The organism is Streptomyces curacoi (assembly GCF_001513975.1).
Classification (GTDB): domain Bacteria; phylum Actinomycetota; class Actinomycetes; order Streptomycetales; family Streptomycetaceae; genus Streptomyces; species Streptomyces curacoi.
The window spans coordinates 360,336-380,109 of the sequence record NZ_KQ947990.1 but is presented as its reverse complement, the minus strand read 5'-3'; the positions used below and the strand labels follow the sequence as shown (position 1 = coordinate 380,109).

General features: G+C 70.3%; 17 protein-coding genes and 1 tRNA gene. 7 read left to right on the top strand and 11 right to left on the bottom strand.

The window, feature by feature from the left end; all coding sequences use genetic code 11:
- The first annotated feature begins 28 nt into the window (after window positions 1-28).
- A complete protein-coding gene (locus AQI70_RS24910; protein ID WP_062153767.1) occupies window positions 29-1,006 on the top strand; it encodes a helix-turn-helix transcriptional regulator in 978 nt (325 codons plus the stop codon).
- Window positions 1,007-1,194: 188 nt separating this feature from the next.
- Here AQI70_RS24910 and AQI70_RS24905 read toward each other — a convergent pair whose 3' ends face one another.
- The gene (locus AQI70_RS24905; RefSeq protein WP_062153765.1) at window positions 1,195-1,824 is read right to left on the bottom strand and encodes a TetR/AcrR family transcriptional regulator; all 630 of its coding nucleotides are present in this window, start codon (window positions 1,822-1,824) and stop codon (window positions 1,195-1,197) included.
- A 500-nt stretch (window positions 1,825-2,324) separates the two neighbouring features.
- Window positions 2,325-3,323, bottom strand: a complete 999-nt coding sequence (locus tag AQI70_RS24900) for a sigma-70 family RNA polymerase sigma factor (protein ID WP_062153763.1) — start codon at window positions 3,321-3,323, stop codon at window positions 2,325-2,327.
- Between the two features lie 207 nt (window positions 3,324-3,530).
- Here AQI70_RS24900 and AQI70_RS24895 point away from each other — a divergent pair, with 207 nt between their 5' ends.
- Entirely contained in the window at window positions 3,531-4,061 is a 531-nt protein-coding gene (locus AQI70_RS24895; protein ID WP_062153761.1) for a GNAT family N-acetyltransferase, read from the top strand.
- Between the two features lie 16 nt (window positions 4,062-4,077).
- Here the strand turns inward: AQI70_RS24895 and AQI70_RS24890 are convergent, their stop codons facing one another.
- Window positions 4,078-4,863 carry a dioxygenase family protein gene (locus AQI70_RS24890; RefSeq protein ID WP_062153759.1) on the bottom strand — a complete coding sequence of 262 codons (786 nt, stop codon included), beginning with the start codon at window positions 4,861-4,863 and terminating at the stop codon, window positions 4,078-4,080.
- A 119-nt stretch (window positions 4,864-4,982) separates the two neighbouring features.
- Here AQI70_RS24890 and AQI70_RS24885 point away from each other — a divergent pair, with 119 nt between their 5' ends.
- Complete coding sequence (locus tag AQI70_RS24885) at window positions 4,983-5,513, top strand: MarR family winged helix-turn-helix transcriptional regulator (RefSeq protein WP_062154137.1); 531 nt, start codon at window positions 4,983-4,985, stop codon at window positions 5,511-5,513.
- A 115-nt stretch (window positions 5,514-5,628) separates the two neighbouring features.
- On the opposite strand, the gene AQI70_RS24880 is transcribed toward AQI70_RS24885, so the two are convergent.
- Both AQI70_RS24880 and AQI70_RS24875 read right to left on the bottom strand, forming a co-directional pair.
- Entirely contained in the window at window positions 5,629-7,170 is a 1,542-nt protein-coding gene (locus tag AQI70_RS24880; protein WP_062153757.1) for an MFS transporter, read from the bottom strand.
- A 144-nt stretch (window positions 7,171-7,314) separates the two neighbouring features.
- On the bottom strand, window positions 7,315-7,959 hold the full coding sequence (locus tag AQI70_RS24875) for a TetR/AcrR family transcriptional regulator (protein ID WP_062153755.1): 645 nt from the start codon (window positions 7,957-7,959) through the stop codon (window positions 7,315-7,317).
- A gap of 260 nt (window positions 7,960-8,219) precedes the next feature.
- Here AQI70_RS24875 and AQI70_RS24870 point away from each other — a divergent pair, with 260 nt between their 5' ends.
- On the top strand, window positions 8,220-9,500 hold the full coding sequence (locus AQI70_RS24870; RefSeq protein ID WP_062153750.1) for a M6 family metalloprotease domain-containing protein: 1,281 nt from the start codon (window positions 8,220-8,222) through the stop codon (window positions 9,498-9,500).
- Between the two features lie 235 nt (window positions 9,501-9,735).
- The gene (locus tag AQI70_RS24865; protein ID WP_062153748.1) at window positions 9,736-11,484 is read left to right on the top strand and encodes an IclR family transcriptional regulator domain-containing protein; all 1,749 of its coding nucleotides are present in this window, start codon (window positions 9,736-9,738) and stop codon (window positions 11,482-11,484) included.
- Between the two features lie 50 nt (window positions 11,485-11,534).
- On the opposite strand, the gene AQI70_RS24860 is transcribed toward AQI70_RS24865, so the two are convergent.
- A complete protein-coding gene (locus AQI70_RS24860) occupies window positions 11,535-12,122 on the bottom strand; it encodes an NADPH-dependent FMN reductase (RefSeq protein WP_062153746.1) in 588 nt (195 codons plus the stop codon).
- Between the two features lie 197 nt (window positions 12,123-12,319).
- Here AQI70_RS24860 and AQI70_RS24855 point away from each other — a divergent pair.
- A tRNA-Arg gene (locus AQI70_RS24855) sits at window positions 12,320-12,395 on the top strand.
- 521 nt (window positions 12,396-12,916) lie between these two features.
- On the opposite strand, the gene AQI70_RS40940 is transcribed toward AQI70_RS24855, so the two are convergent.
- From AQI70_RS40940 to AQI70_RS40365, 4 genes are all read right to left on the bottom strand, one after another.
- Window positions 12,917-14,944: a restriction endonuclease fold toxin-2 domain-containing protein gene (locus AQI70_RS40940; RefSeq protein ID WP_425264636.1), complete on the bottom strand. Its 2,028-nt coding sequence runs from the start codon at window positions 14,942-14,944 to the stop codon at window positions 12,917-12,919.
- 603 nt (window positions 14,945-15,547) lie between these two features.
- Window positions 15,548-16,234, bottom strand: coding sequence for a response regulator (locus AQI70_RS24840; protein WP_062153742.1), 687 nt, complete (start codon window positions 16,232-16,234; stop codon window positions 15,548-15,550).
- Window positions 16,231-17,391, bottom strand: coding sequence for a sensor histidine kinase (locus AQI70_RS24835; RefSeq protein ID WP_062154135.1), 1,161 nt, complete (start codon window positions 17,389-17,391; stop codon window positions 16,231-16,233). The genes AQI70_RS24840 and AQI70_RS24835 overlap by 4 nt, the downstream gene beginning before the upstream one ends.
- Before the next feature lie 36 nt (window positions 17,392-17,427).
- Complete coding sequence (locus AQI70_RS40365; protein WP_244181829.1) at window positions 17,428-18,216, bottom strand: hypothetical protein; 789 nt, start codon at window positions 18,214-18,216, stop codon at window positions 17,428-17,430.
- Between the two features lie 594 nt (window positions 18,217-18,810).
- On the opposite strand from AQI70_RS40365, the gene AQI70_RS24825 reads away from it, so the two are divergent.
- Window positions 18,811-19,194, top strand: coding sequence for a hypothetical protein (locus tag AQI70_RS24825; RefSeq protein WP_062153738.1), 384 nt, complete (start codon window positions 18,811-18,813; stop codon window positions 19,192-19,194).
- A 267-nt stretch (window positions 19,195-19,461) separates the two neighbouring features.
- Here the strand turns inward: AQI70_RS24825 and AQI70_RS40360 are convergent.
- On the bottom strand, window positions 19,462-19,774 hold a 313-nt coding region (locus AQI70_RS40360), incomplete at its 5' end, for a DNA-directed RNA polymerase subunit alpha C-terminal domain-containing protein (protein ID WP_279616763.1).

Genomic DNA, 19,774 nt, shown 5'->3' with positions numbered 1-19,774 from the left:
GTCCTAGATCTGCGGCATCCTCGGATTCATGACGACGGATACTCCGGCACGGCTTCTGACGCTCCTCTCCCTCCTGCAGACGCCCCGCGAATGGCCCGGCGGTGAGCTCGCCGAGCGGCTCGGGGTGTCCCGGCGTACGGTCCGGCGGGACATCGACCGGCTGCGGGAGCTGGGGTATCCCGTGCAGGCGACGATGGGGGCGGACGGCGGGTACCGGCTCGTCGCGGGCAAGGCGATGCCGCCGCTCGTCCTGGACGACGAGGAGGCCGTGGCGATCGCGGTCGGGCTGCGGGCCGGGGCGGGGCACGCGGTCGAGGGCGTGGAGGAGGCGTCGGTGCGGGCGCTGGCGAAGCTGGAGCAGGTGCTGCCGGCGCGACTGCGGCACCGGGTGTCCACGCTGCAGGCCGCGACGATGCCGCTGACCAGCGGGGACGGGGCGAGCATCGCGCCCGAGACACTGACCGTGATGGCGTCGTGTGTGGCGGGGCGGGAGCGGTTGCGGTTCGGATACCGGGCGGGGGACGGGACCGAGTCGCGGCGGCTGACGGAGCCGTATCGGCTGGTGTCCACCGGGCGACGGTGGTACCTCGTCGCGTACGACCTCGATCGGGCCGACTGGCGGACGTTCCGGGTCGACCGGGTGAGTGAGCCGTTCGCGACGGGGGCGCGGTTCGCTCCGCGGGAGTTGCCGACGGGGAGTGCGGCGGAGTATCTGCGGCAGTCGATGTGGCGGCGGCAGGAGACGTACGACTTCTCGGTGACGTTCGCCGCGCCCGTTGAGTTTGTCGCGGCTCGGTTGCCGGGGTGGTTGGGGGCGCCGGAGCGGATCGATGAGGGGCGGTGCCGGCTGCGGGGGTCGGTGGGGGATTCGGTGGAGTGGATGGCGGTTCGGCTGGCGGTGGTGGACTGCGAGTTCGAGGTGGAGGAGCCGGAGGAACTGGTGCGGTGCGTGCGGGAGTTGGGGGGGCGGTTGAGTCGGGCGGGGGGTGGAGAGGGAGGGGGGTGAGTCGGGCCCGTCCAGCCGCGGGCAGTCGTGCCGCTGGGGCGGCACGGGTGGGCGCGGGCGGCACCCCGTCAGCGCCGGGCTGCGCGACCAACCCTCGCCCAGCCGCCGCGCCGGGTCGCGCGACCCATCCCCGCCCAGCCGCCGCGCCGGGCCGCGCGATCAACCCCCGCCCAGCCCGCCGCGCCGGGTCACTCGGGGGCCACCCCGATGTCCCCCCACGGGAAATCCCTCAGCGCCTCCAGGTTGCGCAGCGCCAGTGCCGCCGGGCCGTCCGGGCCCTCGGCGGGGGCGTTCCCGGTGGCCCAGGTCTCGATGGCTACGCGTACGGCGGCGTCGGCCACGGCCGCGGCGAAGCGGAGGTCCGGGGGGATGGGCGGCGCGGTGGGGGAAACGTTGTCGTCGGCGGCGGGCTCGGCGCGGGCCGCCCTCGCCGCCAGCACCTCGGCGAGCCGCAGTTCCGCCTCATGGCACACCTCGGCCCACACCTTCCGCAGCGCCGGACTGGAGGCGGCCAGACGGACCAGGGTGCGGGCCCACTCCCAGGAGGGCGCCGACACCGCGGTGCCCGGCGTCAAGGTGTGCCGGGCCGCGTGTTCCAGGGCCCGGGGGACGTCCAGTTCCGCGGGGGCGTCGCTCACCGCCTTGGCCCAGCGCTCGGCGCCCGCCTCGTAGAGCGGGGCCACCGCCTCCTCCTTGGTGGCGAAGTAGCGGTAGAAGGTGCGCGGCGCGATGCCGGCGGCCTGGGCGATGTCCTCGGCCCGGGTGGCCCGTAGGCCCTGCTTCACGAAGAGACCGGCCGCGGCGCGGGCGATCTCCATGCGCGTGGCCGCCTTGCGTCGCTCCGTCAGGGAGAGCGGCGCGGCGGCGGAGGTGTGTGCGGGGGTGGGGCTGCTCACGTCGGCAGGCTATGCCCATGTGGCACAATCTGCCATTCGGGTGGGCCACCCCGTGGTTCAGGTACGGGGTGGCCCGCCCTCCAGGCCTGTCCGGCCCCGGAAAGCGGAGGAGCCGGGCCCGGCACCCAGGGGGGATGGGCGCCGAAGCCCGGCTCGGGGAAAGTCCCGGCGCCGGGGGGAGTGCGTCGGGACTTGGTCTGTGGGTACCTGGTGTGCGGACTTGGTCGTCGGGTTCTCGATCGGAGGACAATGGGCGGAGGCCGATAGCCGGTGGCCGCACGGCCCGAACTCCTTTGCCCTGAGGTCTTGTTCCCGGCCACCGGCGATTGAAGCGGCGTTACATCGCCATGTTTGCGCGGTCTTTCGCCACCCGGCGTACGCGGCCGACGGCAGTCGTACGCCCCGCCCCTCCGCCGGAGGTGCTACGCCGCCGCGTCGAACCCGGTGCTCCGCGCCAGCTTCTTCAGTTCCAGCAGGGCGTGCTTCTCGATCTGCCGGATGCGCTCGCGCGTCAGACCGTGCTCCTTGCCGACCTCGGTCAGGGTGCGCTCGCGCCCGTCCTCGATGCCGTACCGCATCTTGATGATGGACGCCGTGCGCTGGTCGAGGCGGCCGATCAGGTCGTCCAGTTCCTCGCTGCGCAGGAGCGTGAGGACCGACTGCTCCGGGGAGACCGCCGAGGTGTCCTCCAGCAGGTCGCCGAACTGGGTCTCGCCCTCGTCGTCCACCGACATGTTGAGGGAGACGGGGTCGCGGGCCCAGTCCAGGACGTCGGCGACGCGCTCCGGCGTCGAGCCGAGCTCGGCGGCGATCTCGGCGGGCTCGGGCTCCCGGCCGTTCTCGCGGTTGAACTCGCGCTGGACGCGGCGGATGCGGCCCAGTTCCTCCACCAAGTGGACGGGGAGGCGGATGGTGCGGGACTGGTCGGCTATCGAGCGCGTGATGGCCTGACGGATCCACCAGGTCGCGTACGTCGAGAACTTGAAGCCCTTGCGGTAGTCGAACTTCTCCACCGCGCGCACCAGGCCGGCGTTGCCCTCCTGGACCAGGTCGAGGAGGGGCAGACCGCTGCGGGGGTAGCGGCGGGCCACGGCGACGACCAGGCGGAGGTTGGAGCGGATGAAGATGTCCTTGGCCCGCTCCCCCTCGGCGACCAGGGCCTCGAGTTCTTCGCGGGTGGCGTCCGCCTTGGACTCCTCGTATCCGTCGAGGACCTGCCTTGCGAACACACCCGCCTCGATGATCTGGGACAGCTCGACCTCTTTGGCGGCGTCGAGCAGCGGCGTACGCGCTATCTCGTCGAGGTACATGCCGACCAGGTCGCGGTCCGCGATCTCGCCGCCATGGGCGCGAACACTGCTTGCCGCGTCGACGGCCTCGCCGGTGGCGGACTGACGACGGGCGACGGCACGGGTTGCCATGCGTGCTCCCTTGCGGTGGGGGTCCCCCCTGCTCAAGCGAAGTCGAGAGCTCGGGGGAGGGCGGGCGGTGGTCCGTGAACGCTTGGGACTCTTGTCGAGTGCCCGGCATTCGATGGAAACAACGACTGGAATCAGGACAGAATTCCCAACCCACCCCCCTATTTTTCTGATCTTGCAGTACCCTGTCCGGCCACACGAGGAGGCCCGATGCCGTCGGAACGTACAGAGGTGCAGGTCAGGCCGGGAGCCGAGAGCGATCTCGAAGCCCTCACCGACATCTACAACCACTACGTACGTGAGACGCCCATCACATTCGATACCGCGGTCTTCACGCCGGAAGAGCGCCGCCCTTGGCTGCTCTCCCACCCTGAAGACGGACCGCACCGGCTGATGGTTGCCGTGCGGGCGGACTCCTCAGGGAACTCTCAGGAAATCCTCGGCTACGCCACATCCGGCGCGTTCCGCCCGAAGCCCGCCTACGCGACCTCCGTGGAGGTCTCGGTCTACCTGGCTCCCCACGCGGGCGGCCTGGGCATCGGCACGCTCCTCTACAAGGCCCTCTTCGAGGCCCTGGCCGGCGAGGACGTGCACCGTGCCTACGCGGGGATCGTCCCGCCCAACGACGCGTCCGCCCGGCTGCACGAACGCTTCGGCTTCCGGCACGTCGGGACCTACCGGGAGGTGGGCCGCAAGTTCGGGCGCTACTGGGACGTCACCTGGTACGAGAAGGAGCTCTGAGCCGCACCCGGAAGGCTCAGCCGAACTGCACCGACCGCTTCGCCAGCCCCATCCAGAACCCGTCGATCACCGACCTCTGCGCGTCCAGCTCACCGGCCGCGTCGGCCGCGCCCATCGTCACGAACAGCGGGGCGAAGTGCTCGGTGCGCGGGTGGGCGTAGCGGCCGGCCGGGGACTTGTGCAGGAAGTCCAGCAGCGCGTCCCAGTCGCGGTTCTCCAGGGCCCGGCGGCCCCAGTCGTCGAACTCCACCGACCACGCGGGCGTCCCGCCCTGGCGCAGGGCGGCCAGGTTGTGGGTGAAGAAGCCGGAGCCGACGATCAGCACGCCCTCGTCGCGCAGCGGCGCGAGCCTGCGGCCGATCTCCATGAGCCGGACCGGGTCGAGGGTCGGCATGGAGATCTGCAGGACGGGGATGTCGGCCTCGGGGTACATCTCGACGAGCGGGACATAGGCGCCGTGGTCGAGGCCGCGGTCCGGGATGTCCTGCACGGGCGTACCGGGGGCGCGCAGCAGCTTCCGTACGGCCTCGGCCAGTGCGGGAGCGCCGGGTGCCGCGTATTTCACCTGGTAGTAGTGCTCGGGGAAGCCCCAGAAGTCGTAGACGAGAGGAACGGTCTCGGTGGCACCGATGGCGAGCGGGGCCTCCTCCCAGTGGGCGGAGACCATGAGGATCGCCCTGGGGCGCGGCAGACCGGCCGACCAGGCGGCGAGCTCTCCGGGCCAGACCGGGTCGTCCGCGAGCGGCGGGGCGCCGTGGCTGAGATAGAGAGCAGGCATGCGCTCCTGCGTGACGGCGGACATGGCGGTGACTCCCTCCAGAGAGCTGAAGCCTCACTTGCTTCAAATCTAAAGCTTCTCTGGTCACGACCGTACGACCAAGTAGTTAAAAATTCAAGGAGAGCTCTCGTACAGTGGAGTACATGAACACGGCATCGACCTCCGCGCCGCCCGACTCCGCATCCGCGGCGCAGCCGCGCTGGCTCACCGACGAGGAGCAGCGCGTCTGGCGTTCCTACATCGACGCGACCACACTGCTGGAGGACTACCTGGACCGCCAGCTCCAGCGGGACGCGGGCATGCCGCACGTCTACTACGGCCTCCTGGTCAAGCTCGCCGAGTCCCCGCGCCGCCGGCTGCGAATGACCGAGCTGGCGATGTACGCCAAGATCACCCGGTCCCGTCTCTCGCACGCCGTCGCCCGGCTGGAGAAGAACGGCTGGGTCCGGCGCGAGGACTGCCCCGACGACAAGCGGGGCCAGTTCGCGGTGCTGACCGACGAGGGCCTGGAGGTGCTGCGGGAGACCGCGCCGGGCCATGTGGAGGCCGTACGCCAGGCGATGTTCGACCGGCTCACCCCGGAACAGCAGAAGGCCCTCGGCGAGATCATGCGGATCGTCGCCGAGGGCCTGCAGCCCAGCGAAGCGGGTGCGGACCTGCCCTGGCTCCGCTGAACCGCTCATTCAGCAGCGAGCCGGGGCAGGTCCTGGAGGCCGTACGTACGGAGCGTCCCCATCCCCGTACGTACGCCTGGTCCCCAAGGGGTACGGCCGTACGGTCGTCGTCGGCTCAGTGCGCGACGACCGGCACCCGCACCTCGTCCTCGGCGCCCTCCTCGGAGGACGCCACCGTCGTACCGTCCGGGCGGCCGGCGTTGACGAAGGTCACGACGATCACCGCGGCGAGCACCAGCATGCCGACGGCGAACCAGATCGCGTTGGTGTAGCCGTGCACCATGCCCTCCAGCTGGACCAGCTGCTGCTGCGAGCGGGAGCTCGCGGAGCCGATGTGGTCGGCGATGTAGGTGGTGGTGGCCGAGGCGGCGATCGTGTTCAGCAGGGCCGTGCCGATCGCGCCGCCCACCTGCTGCGAGGTGTTGACCATCGCGGAGGCGACACCGGCGTCCCGGGGCTCGACGCCCAGGGTGGCCAGGGACATGGCGGGCATGAACGCCGTACCCATGCCGAGGCCGAGCAGCAGCATCGCCGGCAGGATGATCGAGGCGTACGACGAGCCGATCTCCAGCTGCGTCATCAGCAGCATGCCGACCGCGGCGACCAGGAAGCCGGGGCCCATCAGCATGCGGGCCGGCAGGCGGGTCATCAGGCGGGTGCCGATCTGGGTCGAGCCGACCATCATGCCGACGATCATCGGCATGAAGGCGAAGCCGGTCCTGATCGGCGAGTAGCCCTTCACGATCTGCAGGTAGTACGTCAGGAACAGGAACGTGCCGAACATCGCGATGATCGCGATACCGAGCGAGAGGTAGACGCCGCCGCGGTTGCGGTCGGTCACCACGCGCAACGGCAGCAGCGGGGCCTTGACCTTGGCCTCGGTGACGACGAAGGCGAGCAGCAGCACCGCGGAGGCGACGAACATGCCCACGGTCACGGAGTCGCCCCAGCCGTCGGACTCGGCGCGGGTGAAGCCGTAGACCAGCGCGACCAGGCCCAGGGTGGACAGCAGGACGCCTGGGATGTCGAGCGGGTTGCGGTTGCGGCCGCCCTCCGGCTCGCGGATGACGAAGTACGCGCCGAGCGCCGCGACGATCGCGAACGGGATGTTGACGAAGAACGTCCAGCGCCAGTCCAGGTACTCGGTCAGCACACCGCCGAGGATGAAGCCGACGGCGCCACCGCCACCGGCGATCGCCCCGTAGATACCGAACGCCTTCGCGCGCTCCTTGGCGTCCGTGAACATCACGGCGAGCAGCGAGAGCGCGGCGGGCGCGAGCAGCGCGCCGAAGACACCCTGCAGGGCACGGGAGCCGAACATCATCGCCTCGTTGGTGGCCGCGCCGCCCAGCGCGGAGGCCGCGGCGAAGCCGACCAGGCCGACGACGAAGGCGTTCTTACGGCCCCACAGGTCGGCTATCCGGCCGCCGAACAGCAGCAGACCGCCGAAGGCGAGGGCGTAGGCCGTGACGACCCACTGACGGTTGCCGTCCGAGATGCCCAGGTCCTGCTGGGCGGAGGGCAGGGCGATGTTCACGATGGTCGCGTCGAGGACGACCATCAGCTGGGCGAGCGCGATGAAGACGAGCGCTCTCCAGCGGTTGGGGTCGACGGCACCGAGGGTGCTGCCGGGAGCCTTTGCGGCTGTTTCAGACATGGGGGTACCCACTTCGGGACTTCGTGACGGAAAAAAAGCGAAAGGAGTGAAAGGAGTGAAAGCAGTGAAAAGAGACGAAAGAAAGCGAAAGAAAAGGGGTGGTCGGGTGTGGTGCTGACTGCTGTGGTGCGCTGAACTAATCGGTCAGGCCTGGCGCAGGTCCTCCATGGTCAGCGCCGTGCCCGGCAGGACCGAACGGGCCGGGGCCCGCAGTCCGTCCAGGAACAGCTGCAGATGGCGGTGGACGAAGCGGTCGGCGATGTGGCACCCGGTCCCGGCCGGAGGCCGGCTGAGCTGGGCCACGGCGAGCATGAGGTCACCGACGTCCACGTCGGAGCGGAGCTGACCGGCCGCCTTGGCACGGTCCATGATCGCCCCGACGAGCTGCTCGGTCCGCTCTCGCGACGCCTCCAGGTCCGGGTGGTGCTTGTCGAACGTGCTCTGGACCATCGGGCACAGCGCGCTGATCCGCTCGTCGGCCGCGGTGTGCACGAAGCGCTCCAGGGCCTCGAAGGCATCCCCGGTCTGCGCGAGCGCGCGCTCGGCCGCAGCCGTCGTACGGTCCATGACGGAGCAGACGACCTCGCGGACCAGCGCGTCGCGGTCGGGGAAGTTGCGGTACACCGTGGCGTTGCCGACGCCGGCCCGGCGGGCGATCTCGTCGAGGGGCACGTCGGGTCCGAACTCGACGAACATCTCCCGGGCGGCGGTGACGATCCGCTCCCGGTTGCGCAAGGCGTCGGCGCGCGGCCGGGTCGCCTTGCGCGGTACGGGGGTGGCGGTCTGCACGGCGTACTCCTGAGTTCCGGTGAGTGAGCGATCCGGGGAAGGTGTCCCCGTTTCGCTCGGACACCTGACTAAACGGGGAGGGGGTCCCCGGTTATTTCCCAGCCTCGAAGAGATTTCCTGTGACCCGAGTCACACCTCTTCGCGGCAAGAACCCACGTTCGGCCTCTTCCAGCGCGCGGCCCGCACACCCCTCCACAGAGGGTGATCGAGAGGGCGCAGCGCGCAGACGGGTGGGCTGCCATGGACGGAAGGGCCCGTGTATGCAGCCGAGCCGTCGGATACGCCACCGCCGTGTGGCCGCCCTCGCCTCCGTGACCGCCCTGACCCTGGCGGTCAGCACCTCGGCAGGCACCGGGCGCCTCACGGCGGGCACCTCGACGGCGACCGGCGCCGGACCGATCGCGCTGCCCCTCTCCCCCGCCCTCGGCCCCTGCATGATCAGCGGCCGGCCCACGGTCCAGATGTCGGAGGGCATCCCGACGGGGCGCGGCTACGCCCGCTCCACCGGCACCGTCCGTGCCCTCACCCTGATGGTCGACTTCCCCGACGCGCCCGGTCCGGGCCGCGCGCTCGACCGTTTCGAGGAGTTCTTCCCGCAGACCCAGGAATGGTTCCGCACCAGCTCCTACGGCCGGCTCGACTACCGCACCGAGACCCCGATCCCCGGCTGGCTGCGCATGCCCAAGTCCTTCCATGAGTACGGCATAGAGCGCGGCGCGCCCTTCGACCCCGGGTACCGGCAGCTGGTCCGGGACATCGTGGCCGCGGCCGATCCCCAGGTGGACTTCCAGTCGTACGACTTCCTGAACGTGCTCGTCACCCCGAACGCCGGCCCCTCGGCCCTGGACACCGTCCTGTCGGTGACCTTCGCGGGCAACACGGAGGCCCCGGTGGCCGACGGCGTCTCGGTGGCCAACGCCTCCTTCGTCTACTCCCGCCAGGACGACGGCTCCGGCTCCTACCGCCGCACCGGCTACCGGGTCCTCCCGCACGAGAACGGCCATGTCTTCGGCCTGCCCGACCTGTACACCGCCGAGGGCGGGGGCGCGGTCGGCCACTGGGACATCATGAGCGAGGACTGGGGGGCCAACAACGACCTGCTCGGCTGGCACAAGTGGAAGCTGGGCTGGCTGGACGCGTCGCAGGTCCGGTGCGTGTCCGCTCCCGGGACGGCCGAGTACTCCCTGACGCCGCTGGCCCGCCCGGGCGGCCCCAAGCTGGTGTTCGTACCGCTGGACCGCCGCAGCGGCTACGCCGTCGAACTGCGCACCCGCGAGGGCAACGACGAGACCGTGTGCCGCCCCGGCGTGCTGGTCTACAAGGTCGACGCGGACGTGGACACCGGGATGGGCCCCGTGAAGGTGCACGACTCCCACGAGGACAGCGGCGGCTGCACCCGCAGCCCGAACGTCCACGCCGAACTGTCGGACGCGACGTTCGTGCCCGGGGAGGAGTTCCGGGATACGAAGCGGGGGGTGAGGGTGGCGGTGGTGGGGGCGGAACTGGCGGGGAGTTATCGGGTGCGGGTGACGCGGGAGTAGGGGGGAGGGGCGGTGGGGTGGAGTGCGGTGGGGGTGGAGGCCGGTGAGGGCGGAGGCCGGTGAGGGCGGAGTGCGGTGAAGGTGGACTTCCGTGAGGGTGGACTTCGGGGTCCATGCCGCCGTACGCGCGCGTGGGCCCACGTCGCGCCGTACGCGCGCGTGCGTCCATCTCGCCGTACGCGCGCGTGGGTCGGATTACGGTTGGGCCTGCCGAGAACCCCGTACCGGAGAGCCGATGCCCGCGAAGACGACCCTGGACGCCCCTGCCGTGCCGGCGGAGGCGGTGACGCCGTTGATCCGGGGCGTCGCGGTGCTGCGGCGGCTGACGGAGGCCGGCGGGACGCTGAGCGCGAGCGGGCTGGAGCGGGCCACCGGCCTCGCGCGCTCCACGGTGGACCGGATCACCTCCACGCTCGCCCGCATGGGATACGTCCGCATCGACGGCCGCGACGTGCTGCTGGCACCCCGCGTGATGGAACTCGGCAACGCCTACCTGGCCGCCCTGGGCCTGCCCGCCCTCCTCTCCGCCCACGCGGACGCGCTCGCCGACGAGCTGGACGAGTCGGTGTCGCTGGCGGTCGGCGACCGCGACGGCATCCGCTTCATCCACCAGGCGACCCGCCGCCGCGCGATGTCCCTCAGCTTCCGCATCGGCGACCTGCTCCCCGCCGAGCGCACCGCGCCGGGCCCGCTGTTCGCGACGGAGTGGACGGACGCGGAGTGGCGGGCCTGGCGCGAGCGCCGCGCGGCGGACCCGGAGGACCGGGGCTTCACCGCCGTACCGCCCCGGGAACACCGGTCCTCCGACGCGGACTTCGAAGACTTCGAAGACTTCGAAGACTTCGAAGACTTCGAAGACTTGGGAGACTTGGGAGACTTGGGAGACTTCGAGCGCCGGACGGCGCGGGCACGGAAGGACGGCTGGGCGCTGGACGACCAGTTGATCGAGCCGGGGCTGGTCGCCGTGTCCGTACCGGTACGGGATCCCCGCGCGGGCGGCCGTATCGCCTGCGTGGCGAGCGTGGTGAGCCACACCAGCCGCCACACGGCCGCGCACCTGCGCGACACGCTCCTCCCCCGCCTGCGGACGGCGGTGGCCGAGATGGAGCGCGAGCTGCGCGAGGCACCGGAGCCGGAGCGCGCGGCCGCTCCGGCGGGCCTGGCGACCTGGACGGGCGCCTCCAAGCAGGAACTGGGCAGGGAGTTCGTCGAGTCGCTGGCGCGCGGGCTGACGGTACTGACCGCCTTCGGCGAGGGCCGGGCCGAGCTGACGCTCACGGACGTGGCCCGGGCGACCGGCCTGGCCCGGGCCACGGCACGCAGGGCGCTCATCACGTACGAGCATCTGGGCCTGGTGCGCCAGTCGGGAAACCGGAGCTTCGCGCTCACCCCTCGCGTACTCTCCCTCGGCTTCCCGCCCCTGTCCCGCACGACCCTGGCCGAGATCGCGGACCCGCATCTGGCCGAACTGGCCGACCGGGTCCACGAGTCGGCGTCGCTGGCGGCGCTGACGCCGTCCGGCGAGGAGGTCCAGTACCTGGCCCGGGCCGCCACCAGCCGCGTGATGAGCGTCAACATCACGGTCGGCACGCGCCTGCCGGCGTACGCGACGTCACTGGGCCGGGTACTGCTGTCCGACCTCCGCCCCGGGGAAGGGCAGCCGGGCGCACGGGGAGAGCTGCGCCCGCTGACCCCTCGTACGATCACGGACCCCGCAGCTCTGACGGCCGCCCTGCAGGAGGTCCGCACACGGGGCTACGCCCTGGTCGACGAGGAGTTGGAGGAGGGCCTGCGGTCGGTTGCGGTACCGGTGCGGGACCGGACGGGCCGGGTGGTCGCCGCGGTGAACGTGGCGATGCACGCGGCTCGACGGTCGGTGGAGGAATGCGTACGGGACGTGCTGCCGGAGCTGCTGGAGACGGCCGGGCGGGTGGAGGCGGAGCTGCGGGTGGCGGGGCGGTTCGCTCGGGTTTCGGTGGGGTGAGGGAGCCGAGGGCGGTGAGGGAGCCGAGCCGGCCGTGTCCTGCGGCGGCCTCAGCCCTCGTACGGCCTGGCCGCCCGGCCCTCGCGCAGGGTGAGCCCCCACCAGGCGAGCTGGTCCAGCAGCACGGCGGCGGCCTTCGCGGTGCCGTCCTGGTCGTGCGGGCGCCCCTCGTCGTCGAACTGCTCCCAGGCCATGTGGAAGCTGACGGTGTCGCGCAGGGTCACGGCGTGCAGCTCGGCGAAGACCTGCCGGAGCTGCTCCACCGCCCGCTGTCCGCCGGCCATACCGCCGTAGGAGACGAAGCCGACCGGCTTGGCCCGCCACTCCCGGTAGACGTAGTCGATGGCCAGCTTGAGAGCGGCCGGGTAGCCGTGGTTGTACTCGGGAGTGACGACCACGAACCCGTCGAGCCCACCGATGCGCTGGGCCAGGGTCGGGGCGTCGTCCGGGGCGGCGGAGTGCTCCAGGGTGAGCTTGAGTTCGCGGACGAGGTCGCGCTCGGAGAGATCGATGACATGCGTCTCCATGTCGTCACGCCGCTCGACCTCGGAGACGAACCACCGAGAAACCTTGTCGGCGAACCGACCGGGCCGCACGCTGCCGATGATGACGCCGATCTTGAGCGGGGTCTGGGACATGGAGGTGCCTCGATTCCGGGAGGGAGCTCGGGAGAGTCCGCGGTCGGCCCCGGGTGGGGCCCGCGCAAGCAACGTAAAATCTCAAGCAAACTTGAGGTCAAGCGCCCTCAGCCAACCTCACCGAGGCACGTCCCCGATCACCGACAACCGGGGCGAACGACGAGGGACGGATCCGCTAGGCTGTCAGGGCAACTTCCGCCTTCGTAGCTCAGGGGATAGAGCACCGCTCTCCTAAAGCGGGTGTCGCAGGTTCGAATCCTGCCGGGGGCACCAGCTCTGACCTGCATCGGAGCATCAAACAGCCCCCTCGGAGTGATCTCCGAGGGGGCTGTTTCGCGCCTTGTGGGACCAAAGTGAGACCAGGGCGCGGCAGGAGTGTGCCGAATGTGTGCCGCTCCCCTGTGGGCCTGCGATCCGCCTACGCGGCGGACTCCTCTTCAGCGGTCGGAAGCTCGGCCTCCGCGATGGGCCGTGGGCGCTGCGGTACATCGACTTCACCCTGACCGCCCTGGTTCTCCTCGGGTGAGCGCGAGCAGATCAAACCCCGCGGCCGGAAGCCCTCTGCGGAACCGAAGCCGACGCCCCGCCGCTTCCGGAGCGCGCACCTTCACGCCGGGCAAGCACACCGTGGAGAAGGTGGCGGCGTTCGCGGCGGAGGTGTTGGACTCGGGGTTCTCCTTGACCGTACGACCGAAACGGTAGGGTGACCAGGTGCCCCGCTGCCCGGTCACGTCAGCTTGGGTGCGGTGTCTACAGGCGCGAAAGCCCTGGCGCTCCTTGAATACGTCATGCCATCAGTCGAGGCCTGTCTGTACGAGATGATCCATAAACGTGCTGACGACGCGGGGGCACGTGGCGTCCGGGACGGGCGTGTCCGGCAGCTCGGCCTCCAAGCCCCACTCCGTGTTGAACACGACGGCCATGCCCGCAGGCACCACGTGATGCCTCAGCCACATGACGAACCTGGCCGCCGAGTCGGCGGTGCAATCCATGACGGACACACCCTCGGGCGACAGAAGGGCCATGCCCTCCAACTGCTCGTCGTCCAGGGTGATCCCGAAGTGCATCGACGAGCCCCTGACCGGCCCATGGGAACCCTCGTCGACGCGGACGAACTCATCAGGGTCCCGCTCTCGGAGTTTGGCCTCCAAACCCTCATACGTAAGGCCCCAGCTCTTCCCCTCCGGCGGGGAAAAGATGTACATGGTGCGGAGTTCTGCGATCTCTTCGGGTTCCATCGTGACGGGGCGCTTCCTGTACGGGGCGGTGGTGGCAGAGGTCAGGGAACATAGCGCGCGTGGCCTTTGACACCGTAGGCGGCCATCATGATGCGCCAGTACTGGACCGACTCCTGTTTGTTCGTGACGGTTTCCACGCCTCGCATCTCGGTGTTTCGCGGGTCGTTGAGGGCGGCGGCGTACTTCTCGAGCTCTTCGCGGTCGGACCGGTAGAGGAAGTCCTTCTTCCCTGACGCATTGGTTCTCGCGAAGTTCCTCGAGGGAGCGGTAGCAGCGCTGGTCAGGCTTGTTGACGTACTTGGCCTCGACGGCCATGCCGTCGAGGTCACGGAACCCGTCCACCATCAAGGTGTTGTTCTTGCTGAGTCCGGGCGGGATGTGGACCTCGTACTCGGGATAGCCGGCCACGCGCCTCTGGTAGGCGACCTCTGCCGGCCTGCCGCCTGAGATGTCACCTTGGCGCAGGGAGTTCAGCCAGGTCTGGAAGTTCTTCCGCTCTCCGGGCGTGAGCGGCGGGTAGCGCGGGTCAGGTGGTGTGGCCGGGGGTATCGGCTGGACACGTGGGCCATTGGCCGGGCGGTAGGCGACCGGGACCAGGGTCGGGACGCGGATGATGGGCGCCAGGAACGGTGGCAGGCCGGGTATGGGGCTGTCGTTGTCCGGCCGCGGCATCTTGACCCGCGCTTTTGAGCTGTCCAGTGCGGGCGGGATGTTCCCGAGCGCGTTGATCCGCATGTCGTTCGCGACGAGTTCGTGCAGACCGCCGTCGTGGCCGTCTCCTCCGAACCTCGGCTGCTCCCACGGCCAGAGGAACTCCCCGGTGGGGTCCGTCTCCTCGTACGGCAGCCGCCGCTTGGCGGTCTCGATGTGGTCGGCGTAGGCGTCGCAGGCGTTGGCGATCATCCTGCAGGCAGTCGGCAGGTTCGCCATGAGAGTGTCGTCCTCGCTCACCTGGCTGGGCGGCGGGTTCTTGCCGACGAACTTCCTGAAGAACTCTTCGACCGCGTCGGCGGTCTGACCCGCCTCGTCGAGGGTGGCGCGCTTCCACGCGGTCTCGGAGTCCCAGTACGCGTCGTCGAGGATCTTGGCCGCTGCCCTCCAGGTACCAGCCACGGCACGGAGCTTGCCCGGTTGCCCGAGGAAGCGCTCGTTGAACAGGTACTGGTCGACTCCACTGGTCTCGCCGACAACCTCGGGCAGATCTTCGGCGTGGTGACTGGCACGGGGTGTGCAGTCAGGGCCCGTCGGCTGCGACCCGATGCCCGGACCTTGAGGACTGTCACCGAGGAGCTCTGCGGCGATCTTGCTTTCCTGCCGCAGGAACGCCTCGGCCGACTTGAGCAGCGCGCCCGCACCATTGGCCATCACCTGATGGGCAAACCCGGCCTTGTCGAAGACCGTCTTCACGGCTTCCTTGTACACGGTGGCGAACGCCCGGCCAGCCTCGTCGTCGCCCGCCATGCCCCCGTTCTCACCGAGTTCCGCGGAGAGCAGACTCAGCATGTTGTAGAGCAGGTCACGCAGATCTACCAAGGACCACGACGCGTTGACGAAGTTCTCCGTCTGATGCCGAAGATCCAACATCCCCTCCCCGAGAGCCCTGACCCGCGCTCAGGGAACCGTACACGGCTGCGAACGCGAGCCATTCGGAGGCCGATCGGACCGCGCCACACACGATTCCATTGCGGGGAGGCTCAGACGCGCCTCCATGCCTCCAGTCACGAGTCTTCTCGCGCCCACGCATGGGTACCTGGCGCGATTCGGAGCCGCGACCTCCAGGAAACGCCTCAACATGTGTTCAGCCAGTGATCCGTCACCACGAGGACGACGCCCCAGACGGACGACCGGCACAACGTCGCTGCTCCAGCGGAAGACCCACTGTAGTCAGGCAGGGAGAATGCGTGCGCGATGCGTGAGCGGACGGCCGAGCACCAGCCGTCACAGGGAGGATCAAGCAACATGCCTGCTGATGCTGACCTGCGAAGACAGCACCAACCACCACGCACGAGTACTCGCGATCATGGATTCCGCCCTGCTTTTAAAGCGGGTGTCGCAGGTTCGAATCCTGTCGGGGGCACAGAGAAGCAGCAGGTCAGAGGCCCTGCCGTCCGAGTGGGCGGCAGGGCCTCCTGGTCTCGCCGCACAGATGAGGCGCGCGCCTGATGAGAGCCGTCTGGTCCGGGAACGTCACCGTCCACAGCGGCGGCCGCCCACGAGCCCGGTCTCGTAGGCGACGATCACGAGTTGGGCTCGGTCGCGCGCGTACAGCTTGGCGAGCAGGCGCCCGATGTGGGTTTTGACCGTGGCCAAGCTCAGGTGGAGGTGCTGTGCGATCTCGGTGTTGGACAGACCTCGCGCGATCAGGCCGAGGACCTCGAGCTCCCGGTCGGTGACCCCGTCCAGCGAGCGGCTGGGCGGGCGCGCAGGTTCTGGGCGGCGGGCGAACTCCGCGATCAGGCGGCGGGTCACCGAGGGGGCGAGCAGCGCCTCCCCCGAGGCGACGACGCCGATGGCGGTGAGGACCTCGGCCGGCGGGGTGTCCTTGAGGAGAAAGCCCGCGGCGCCGGCGCGCAGGGCGGCGTAGACGTACTCGTCCAGGTCGAAGGTGGTGAGGATGAGGACGCGGACGCCGGACAGGGCCGGGTCCGAGCAGATCTGCCGGGTGGCCTCAATGCCGTCGCAGTCCGGCATGCGTACGTCCATCAGTACGACGTCCGGGCGATCGCGGCGGGCGAGTTCGACGGCCTCCACTCCGTTCGCGGCCTCGCCCACCGCCGTCATGCCGGGCGTGTGGTCGACGAGGACCCGGAAGCTGCCGCGCACCATCGCCTGGTCGTCGGCTATCAGCACCCGGACCGGGGGCACGTCGGTCATGGTCGTTGGTTCCCTTCGGCGGGCAGGCGGACGGAGACCGCGAAGCCGCCCTCCGGCCGGGGGCCCGCCTGGAAGCTGCCGCCGTACATCATCGCCCGTTCACGTATTCCCAGGACTCCGTGCCCGCCCGGCAGTTCGCGCACGAGCCGCCCGGCCGCGGACGGCGGTCCCTCGTCCGCGATGTCGACGCGGATCTCTCGTTCATTCGTCTCCACCGTGACCTGGCAGCGGGTCGGGGCGGCGTGCCGGACCGCGTTGGTGAGGGACTCCTGGACGATCCGGTAGATGGTCAGCTGTGTCCCCTCGGCCAGTCCCTTCGTGGCATGCACCGTCAGGTCGACCTCCACCCCTGCCCGGTTCGCCTCCGCCGCGAGCGAGTCGAGGCGGTCGAGGCCCGGTGCAGGCCCCAGAAGGGCGCCCTCGGTGCGCAGTACGCCGAGCGTGCGCCGCATCTCGGCCAGCGCGGAACGGCTTGTCTCCTCGATGACCTTGAGGGCGGCCCGCGCCTCCCGCGGGTCGGCCTCCGCCACATGCCCGGCGACGCCCGCCTTGACGGCGATCAGACTGAGGTTGTGCGAGACGATGTCGTGCAGCTCACGGGCGATCCGCAGACGTTCCTCGTCCAGTGCGCGCTCCGCCCGGCGCCGCTGCTCCCGGGCGGACTCGGCCCGGCGGCCGCGCACGGTGAACCCCGCGCCCCAGGCCCCGCCGATCACCAGGAGCACGAGCCCGGCCACTCCGACCGCACCCGGCCAGTCTTCGGCGGGAGTGACCACCGCCTCGCCGAGAAGCACGGCACCGCACGCCACCGGCAGCGTCACGGCGAGTGCGGGCACGGACCGGCGGGCCGGCTCGGCCACTCCGACGAGGTAGGCCGCAAGCCCGGCGGCAGCGTATGGCTCACGCGGGATGTCGAGGAGCGACGCCGTGGCCAGGGCGGCCAGGACGGTCACCAGGACCGCGAGCGGCCAACGGCGGCGTACGGCGATCGGCAGGCCGACCGTGGCGGCGATCAGACAGCCGAGCCAGAACGGCCCTGTGTAGACGGGCTGGCCGTCGTCGGCGGTCAGCCGGGCGAAGCCGATGTACACGGCGGTCAGGGCCAGGGCCGCGCCGAGGTCGAGGGCGTGGAGATGGCACTGCCGCTTGGGCTTCATGGTCCGACCGTACTGGGACGTGTTCACTCAACGCCCTCAACCGGCCTGTCCGAGCAGCGTCATCAGTACGAGCGTCACCAGTGCCAGCGGCACCCAGCGCAGCACCACCGCCCGGCTGGGGCGGGGTGCTTCGCACAGCAGCGCCAGGCCCAGCGGCACAAGTGCGGCGCACAGTCCGGCCAGAGCCACCAGCGACAGCGGGGTGGTCCCCTTGAGTACTCCGAGAGGCAGTGCCGCGGTGAGGCCGAGTGCGGCGGCGCGGACCGGGCCGAGCACCCCGGTGCGCCAGGCGCCGAGGGCAAGGACGATCCACCCGGCGAGAACGGCGAGGTTCAGCGTGGCGAAGACGTGGAAGGCGCCGTAGCCGGCGGAGACCGCTTCGGTGGCGGGCCCGGCCCCCTGGGAGCGCACCAGCTGAAAGGCGAGATGGTCCGCCCCCGCGTGGAAGGCGCGGGCGAACAACCCGAACATCACCAGGACCCCGCCCCACAGGCCCCAGCCGGCGCTCCGCGCCCCGATCCGTGCGGCCAACACCGCCACGGCGGGCCAGAGCAGCAGGTTGCCTGCGGCAAAGAGGCCGTATGCGGCGGTCATCAGGGTGGGGTGCCGCTCGTACGCGGCCAGTTGGTCGGGGAAGAAGAAGTGGAAGCCGGCCCGCAACAGCGCGCCGGTCAGCATCAGGAGCGGGCCGAGCACCATGGCCGTGCCGCCCACCCAGCGTCCGGGGAAGCCGGTGGCCTCCCACCGCTCCACAGGCAGCGCGCCACGCAGGCGGACACCGATCGTTGTGGCCGGGGTGGCCATGGATGTCGTCGGGTTCGTCATGCTGACGACGATGCCTTCACCCTCCCTGCGGGGCGTCGGACCAGGAGCCGAACTGCAGGATCAGACCCCGGTATGACCCGGGTCTGACCCGGTATCTCTGCGGGACACATTCGGCACATGAGGACGGAATCCCTGCGAGCACGCGAGAACTACGGGTGCTGGAGGGCCAGACCGTTATGGGTCTCGTCGTAGCAGTGACCCTTGTCCCGCCTCCTCAGCAAACCCGGCGGGGCGGCCGGTGAGGCGATGGCCCGACGCGCCTGGCGTCGTCGAGATGCGCCGTCGTGACGAACTCGTCGACGACGCACGGGAGTTTCTTCGGCGCTTCGGGTCAGCGGCCAAGAGCCAGGGCCGCTTCACGCTCGTGGCGCGGCCACACGGGTGGTTCTGCGCGGAGCGCCTACGACCGCGTTCGGCTTCGTAACCCCTTGGCCCTGCAGGGAACTTGGGGCGACCGCGGGGCCGACCGCCTTGCTCGTTGGTCAGACGATCCGGCGTGCCGACGAGCGTATTTCAGACATTTGCGCATTAACCTCTCGTCACCTTATGACGTGGCGGATCGCGTACGCGTCCGCTTCAACGCTCGGAGAAGACATGCGCAAGCCTCACAAGACCGCTGTCGTGGCCGTCCTCCTCAGCGCCATCGGCTTCCTCGGCACCGGCACCGCCTACGCCGACGGGCAGGGGCACGGAGACGGGCACAAGCACGGGCAGAAACACGGGCAGAAGCACGGGCACAAGCAGGGACACAAGCAGGGACACGGAAAGAAGCAAGAGGGTAAAGAGGGCAAGTCGCTCCTCATCGCCCAGAGCACCTCGTGCACAACGGTCGAAGAGAACATCGACGTACAGGGCCAGATCGGGTTCCAGAACGGCCGGGAGGGCAACCGGGCCAACGGCGAGGGCTCGCCCGGGTCGCAGGCCACCATCCTCGGCTCACGCCAGGGCTGCAACAACACCGTCGTCCTCGGCAAGTAGCTCACACGGGTCCCGACACCGGGGCCGGGGCCCCGGGGCGAGGGGACGGCGGTGGGCAGGCGGATCCGCACCACGCGGCATCATCGGCCACCACCCGGCAAGGCTTCGATCCCACCATCGAACGGCTCCCTCGGAGTGATCTCCGAGGGAGCTGTTTCATGCCCCCGGGGGGGCAAACGGGGAGCCCTCGTGGAGCAGGGTGCAGTCGGCCGGTGTCCATCGCCAGCCGCTCTGCCGTCCCGGCTGCCCCGCAACCCGGCGCACGGCTCAGTACTGTTCGGTCTCCACGAAGCCCGCGTCCGCGTTGTCGTCCGCGTCGAAGGCTGCGGCGGTCGGGTCGAATCCGGGCGGGCTGTCCTTCAGGCCCAGACCCAGGCCGGCCAGCTTCGCCTTGACCTCGTCGATCGACTTCGCGCCGAAGTTACGGATGTCGAGCAGGTCGGCCTCGGAGCGCGCCAGGAGCTCACCCACGGAGTGGACGCCCTCGCGCTTGAGGCAGTTGTACGAACGGACCGTGAGCTCCAGCTCCTCGATCGGCAGCGCCAGGTCGGCCGCGAGCGCGGCGTCCGTCGGGGACGGA

Coding starts and splice junctions, on each gene's coding strand:
- AQI70_RS24910 (WP_062153767.1), top strand. CDS start 29: ATGACGACGGATACTCCGGCACGGCTTCTGACGCTCCTCTCCCTCCTG.
- AQI70_RS24905 (WP_062153765.1), bottom strand. CDS start 1,824: ATGGAGATCGCCCGCGCCGCGGCCGGTCTCTTCGTGAAGCAGGGCCTA.
- AQI70_RS24900 (WP_062153763.1), bottom strand. CDS start 3,323: ATGGCAACCCGTGCCGTCGCCCGTCGTCAGTCCGCCACCGGCGAGGCC.
- AQI70_RS24895 (WP_062153761.1), top strand. CDS start 3,531: ATGCCGTCGGAACGTACAGAGGTGCAGGTCAGGCCGGGAGCCGAGAGC.
- AQI70_RS24890 (WP_062153759.1), bottom strand. CDS start 4,863: ATGTCCGCCGTCACGCAGGAGCGCATGCCTGCTCTCTATCTCAGCCAC.
- AQI70_RS24885 (WP_062154137.1), top strand. CDS start 4,983: ATGAACACGGCATCGACCTCCGCGCCGCCCGACTCCGCATCCGCGGCG.
- AQI70_RS24880 (WP_062153757.1), bottom strand. CDS start 7,170: ATGTCTGAAACAGCCGCAAAGGCTCCCGGCAGCACCCTCGGTGCCGTC.
- AQI70_RS24870 (WP_062153750.1), top strand. CDS start 8,220: ATGCAGCCGAGCCGTCGGATACGCCACCGCCGTGTGGCCGCCCTCGCC.
- AQI70_RS24865 (WP_062153748.1), top strand. CDS start 9,736: ATGCCCGCGAAGACGACCCTGGACGCCCCTGCCGTGCCGGCGGAGGCG.
- AQI70_RS24860 (WP_062153746.1), bottom strand. CDS start 12,122: ATGTCCCAGACCCCGCTCAAGATCGGCGTCATCATCGGCAGCGTGCGG.
- AQI70_RS40940 (WP_425264636.1), bottom strand. CDS start 14,944: ATGTTGGATCTTCGGCATCAGACGGAGAACTTCGTCAACGCGTCGTGG.
- AQI70_RS24840 (WP_062153742.1), bottom strand. CDS start 16,234: ATGACCGACGTGCCCCCGGTCCGGGTGCTGATAGCCGACGACCAGGCG.
- AQI70_RS24835 (WP_062154135.1), bottom strand. CDS start 17,391: ATGAAGCCCAAGCGGCAGTGCCATCTCCACGCCCTCGACCTCGGCGCG.
- AQI70_RS40365 (WP_244181829.1), bottom strand. CDS start 18,216: ATGACGAACCCGACGACATCCATGGCCACCCCGGCCACAACGATCGGT.
- AQI70_RS24825 (WP_062153738.1), top strand. CDS start 18,811: ATGCGCAAGCCTCACAAGACCGCTGTCGTGGCCGTCCTCCTCAGCGCC.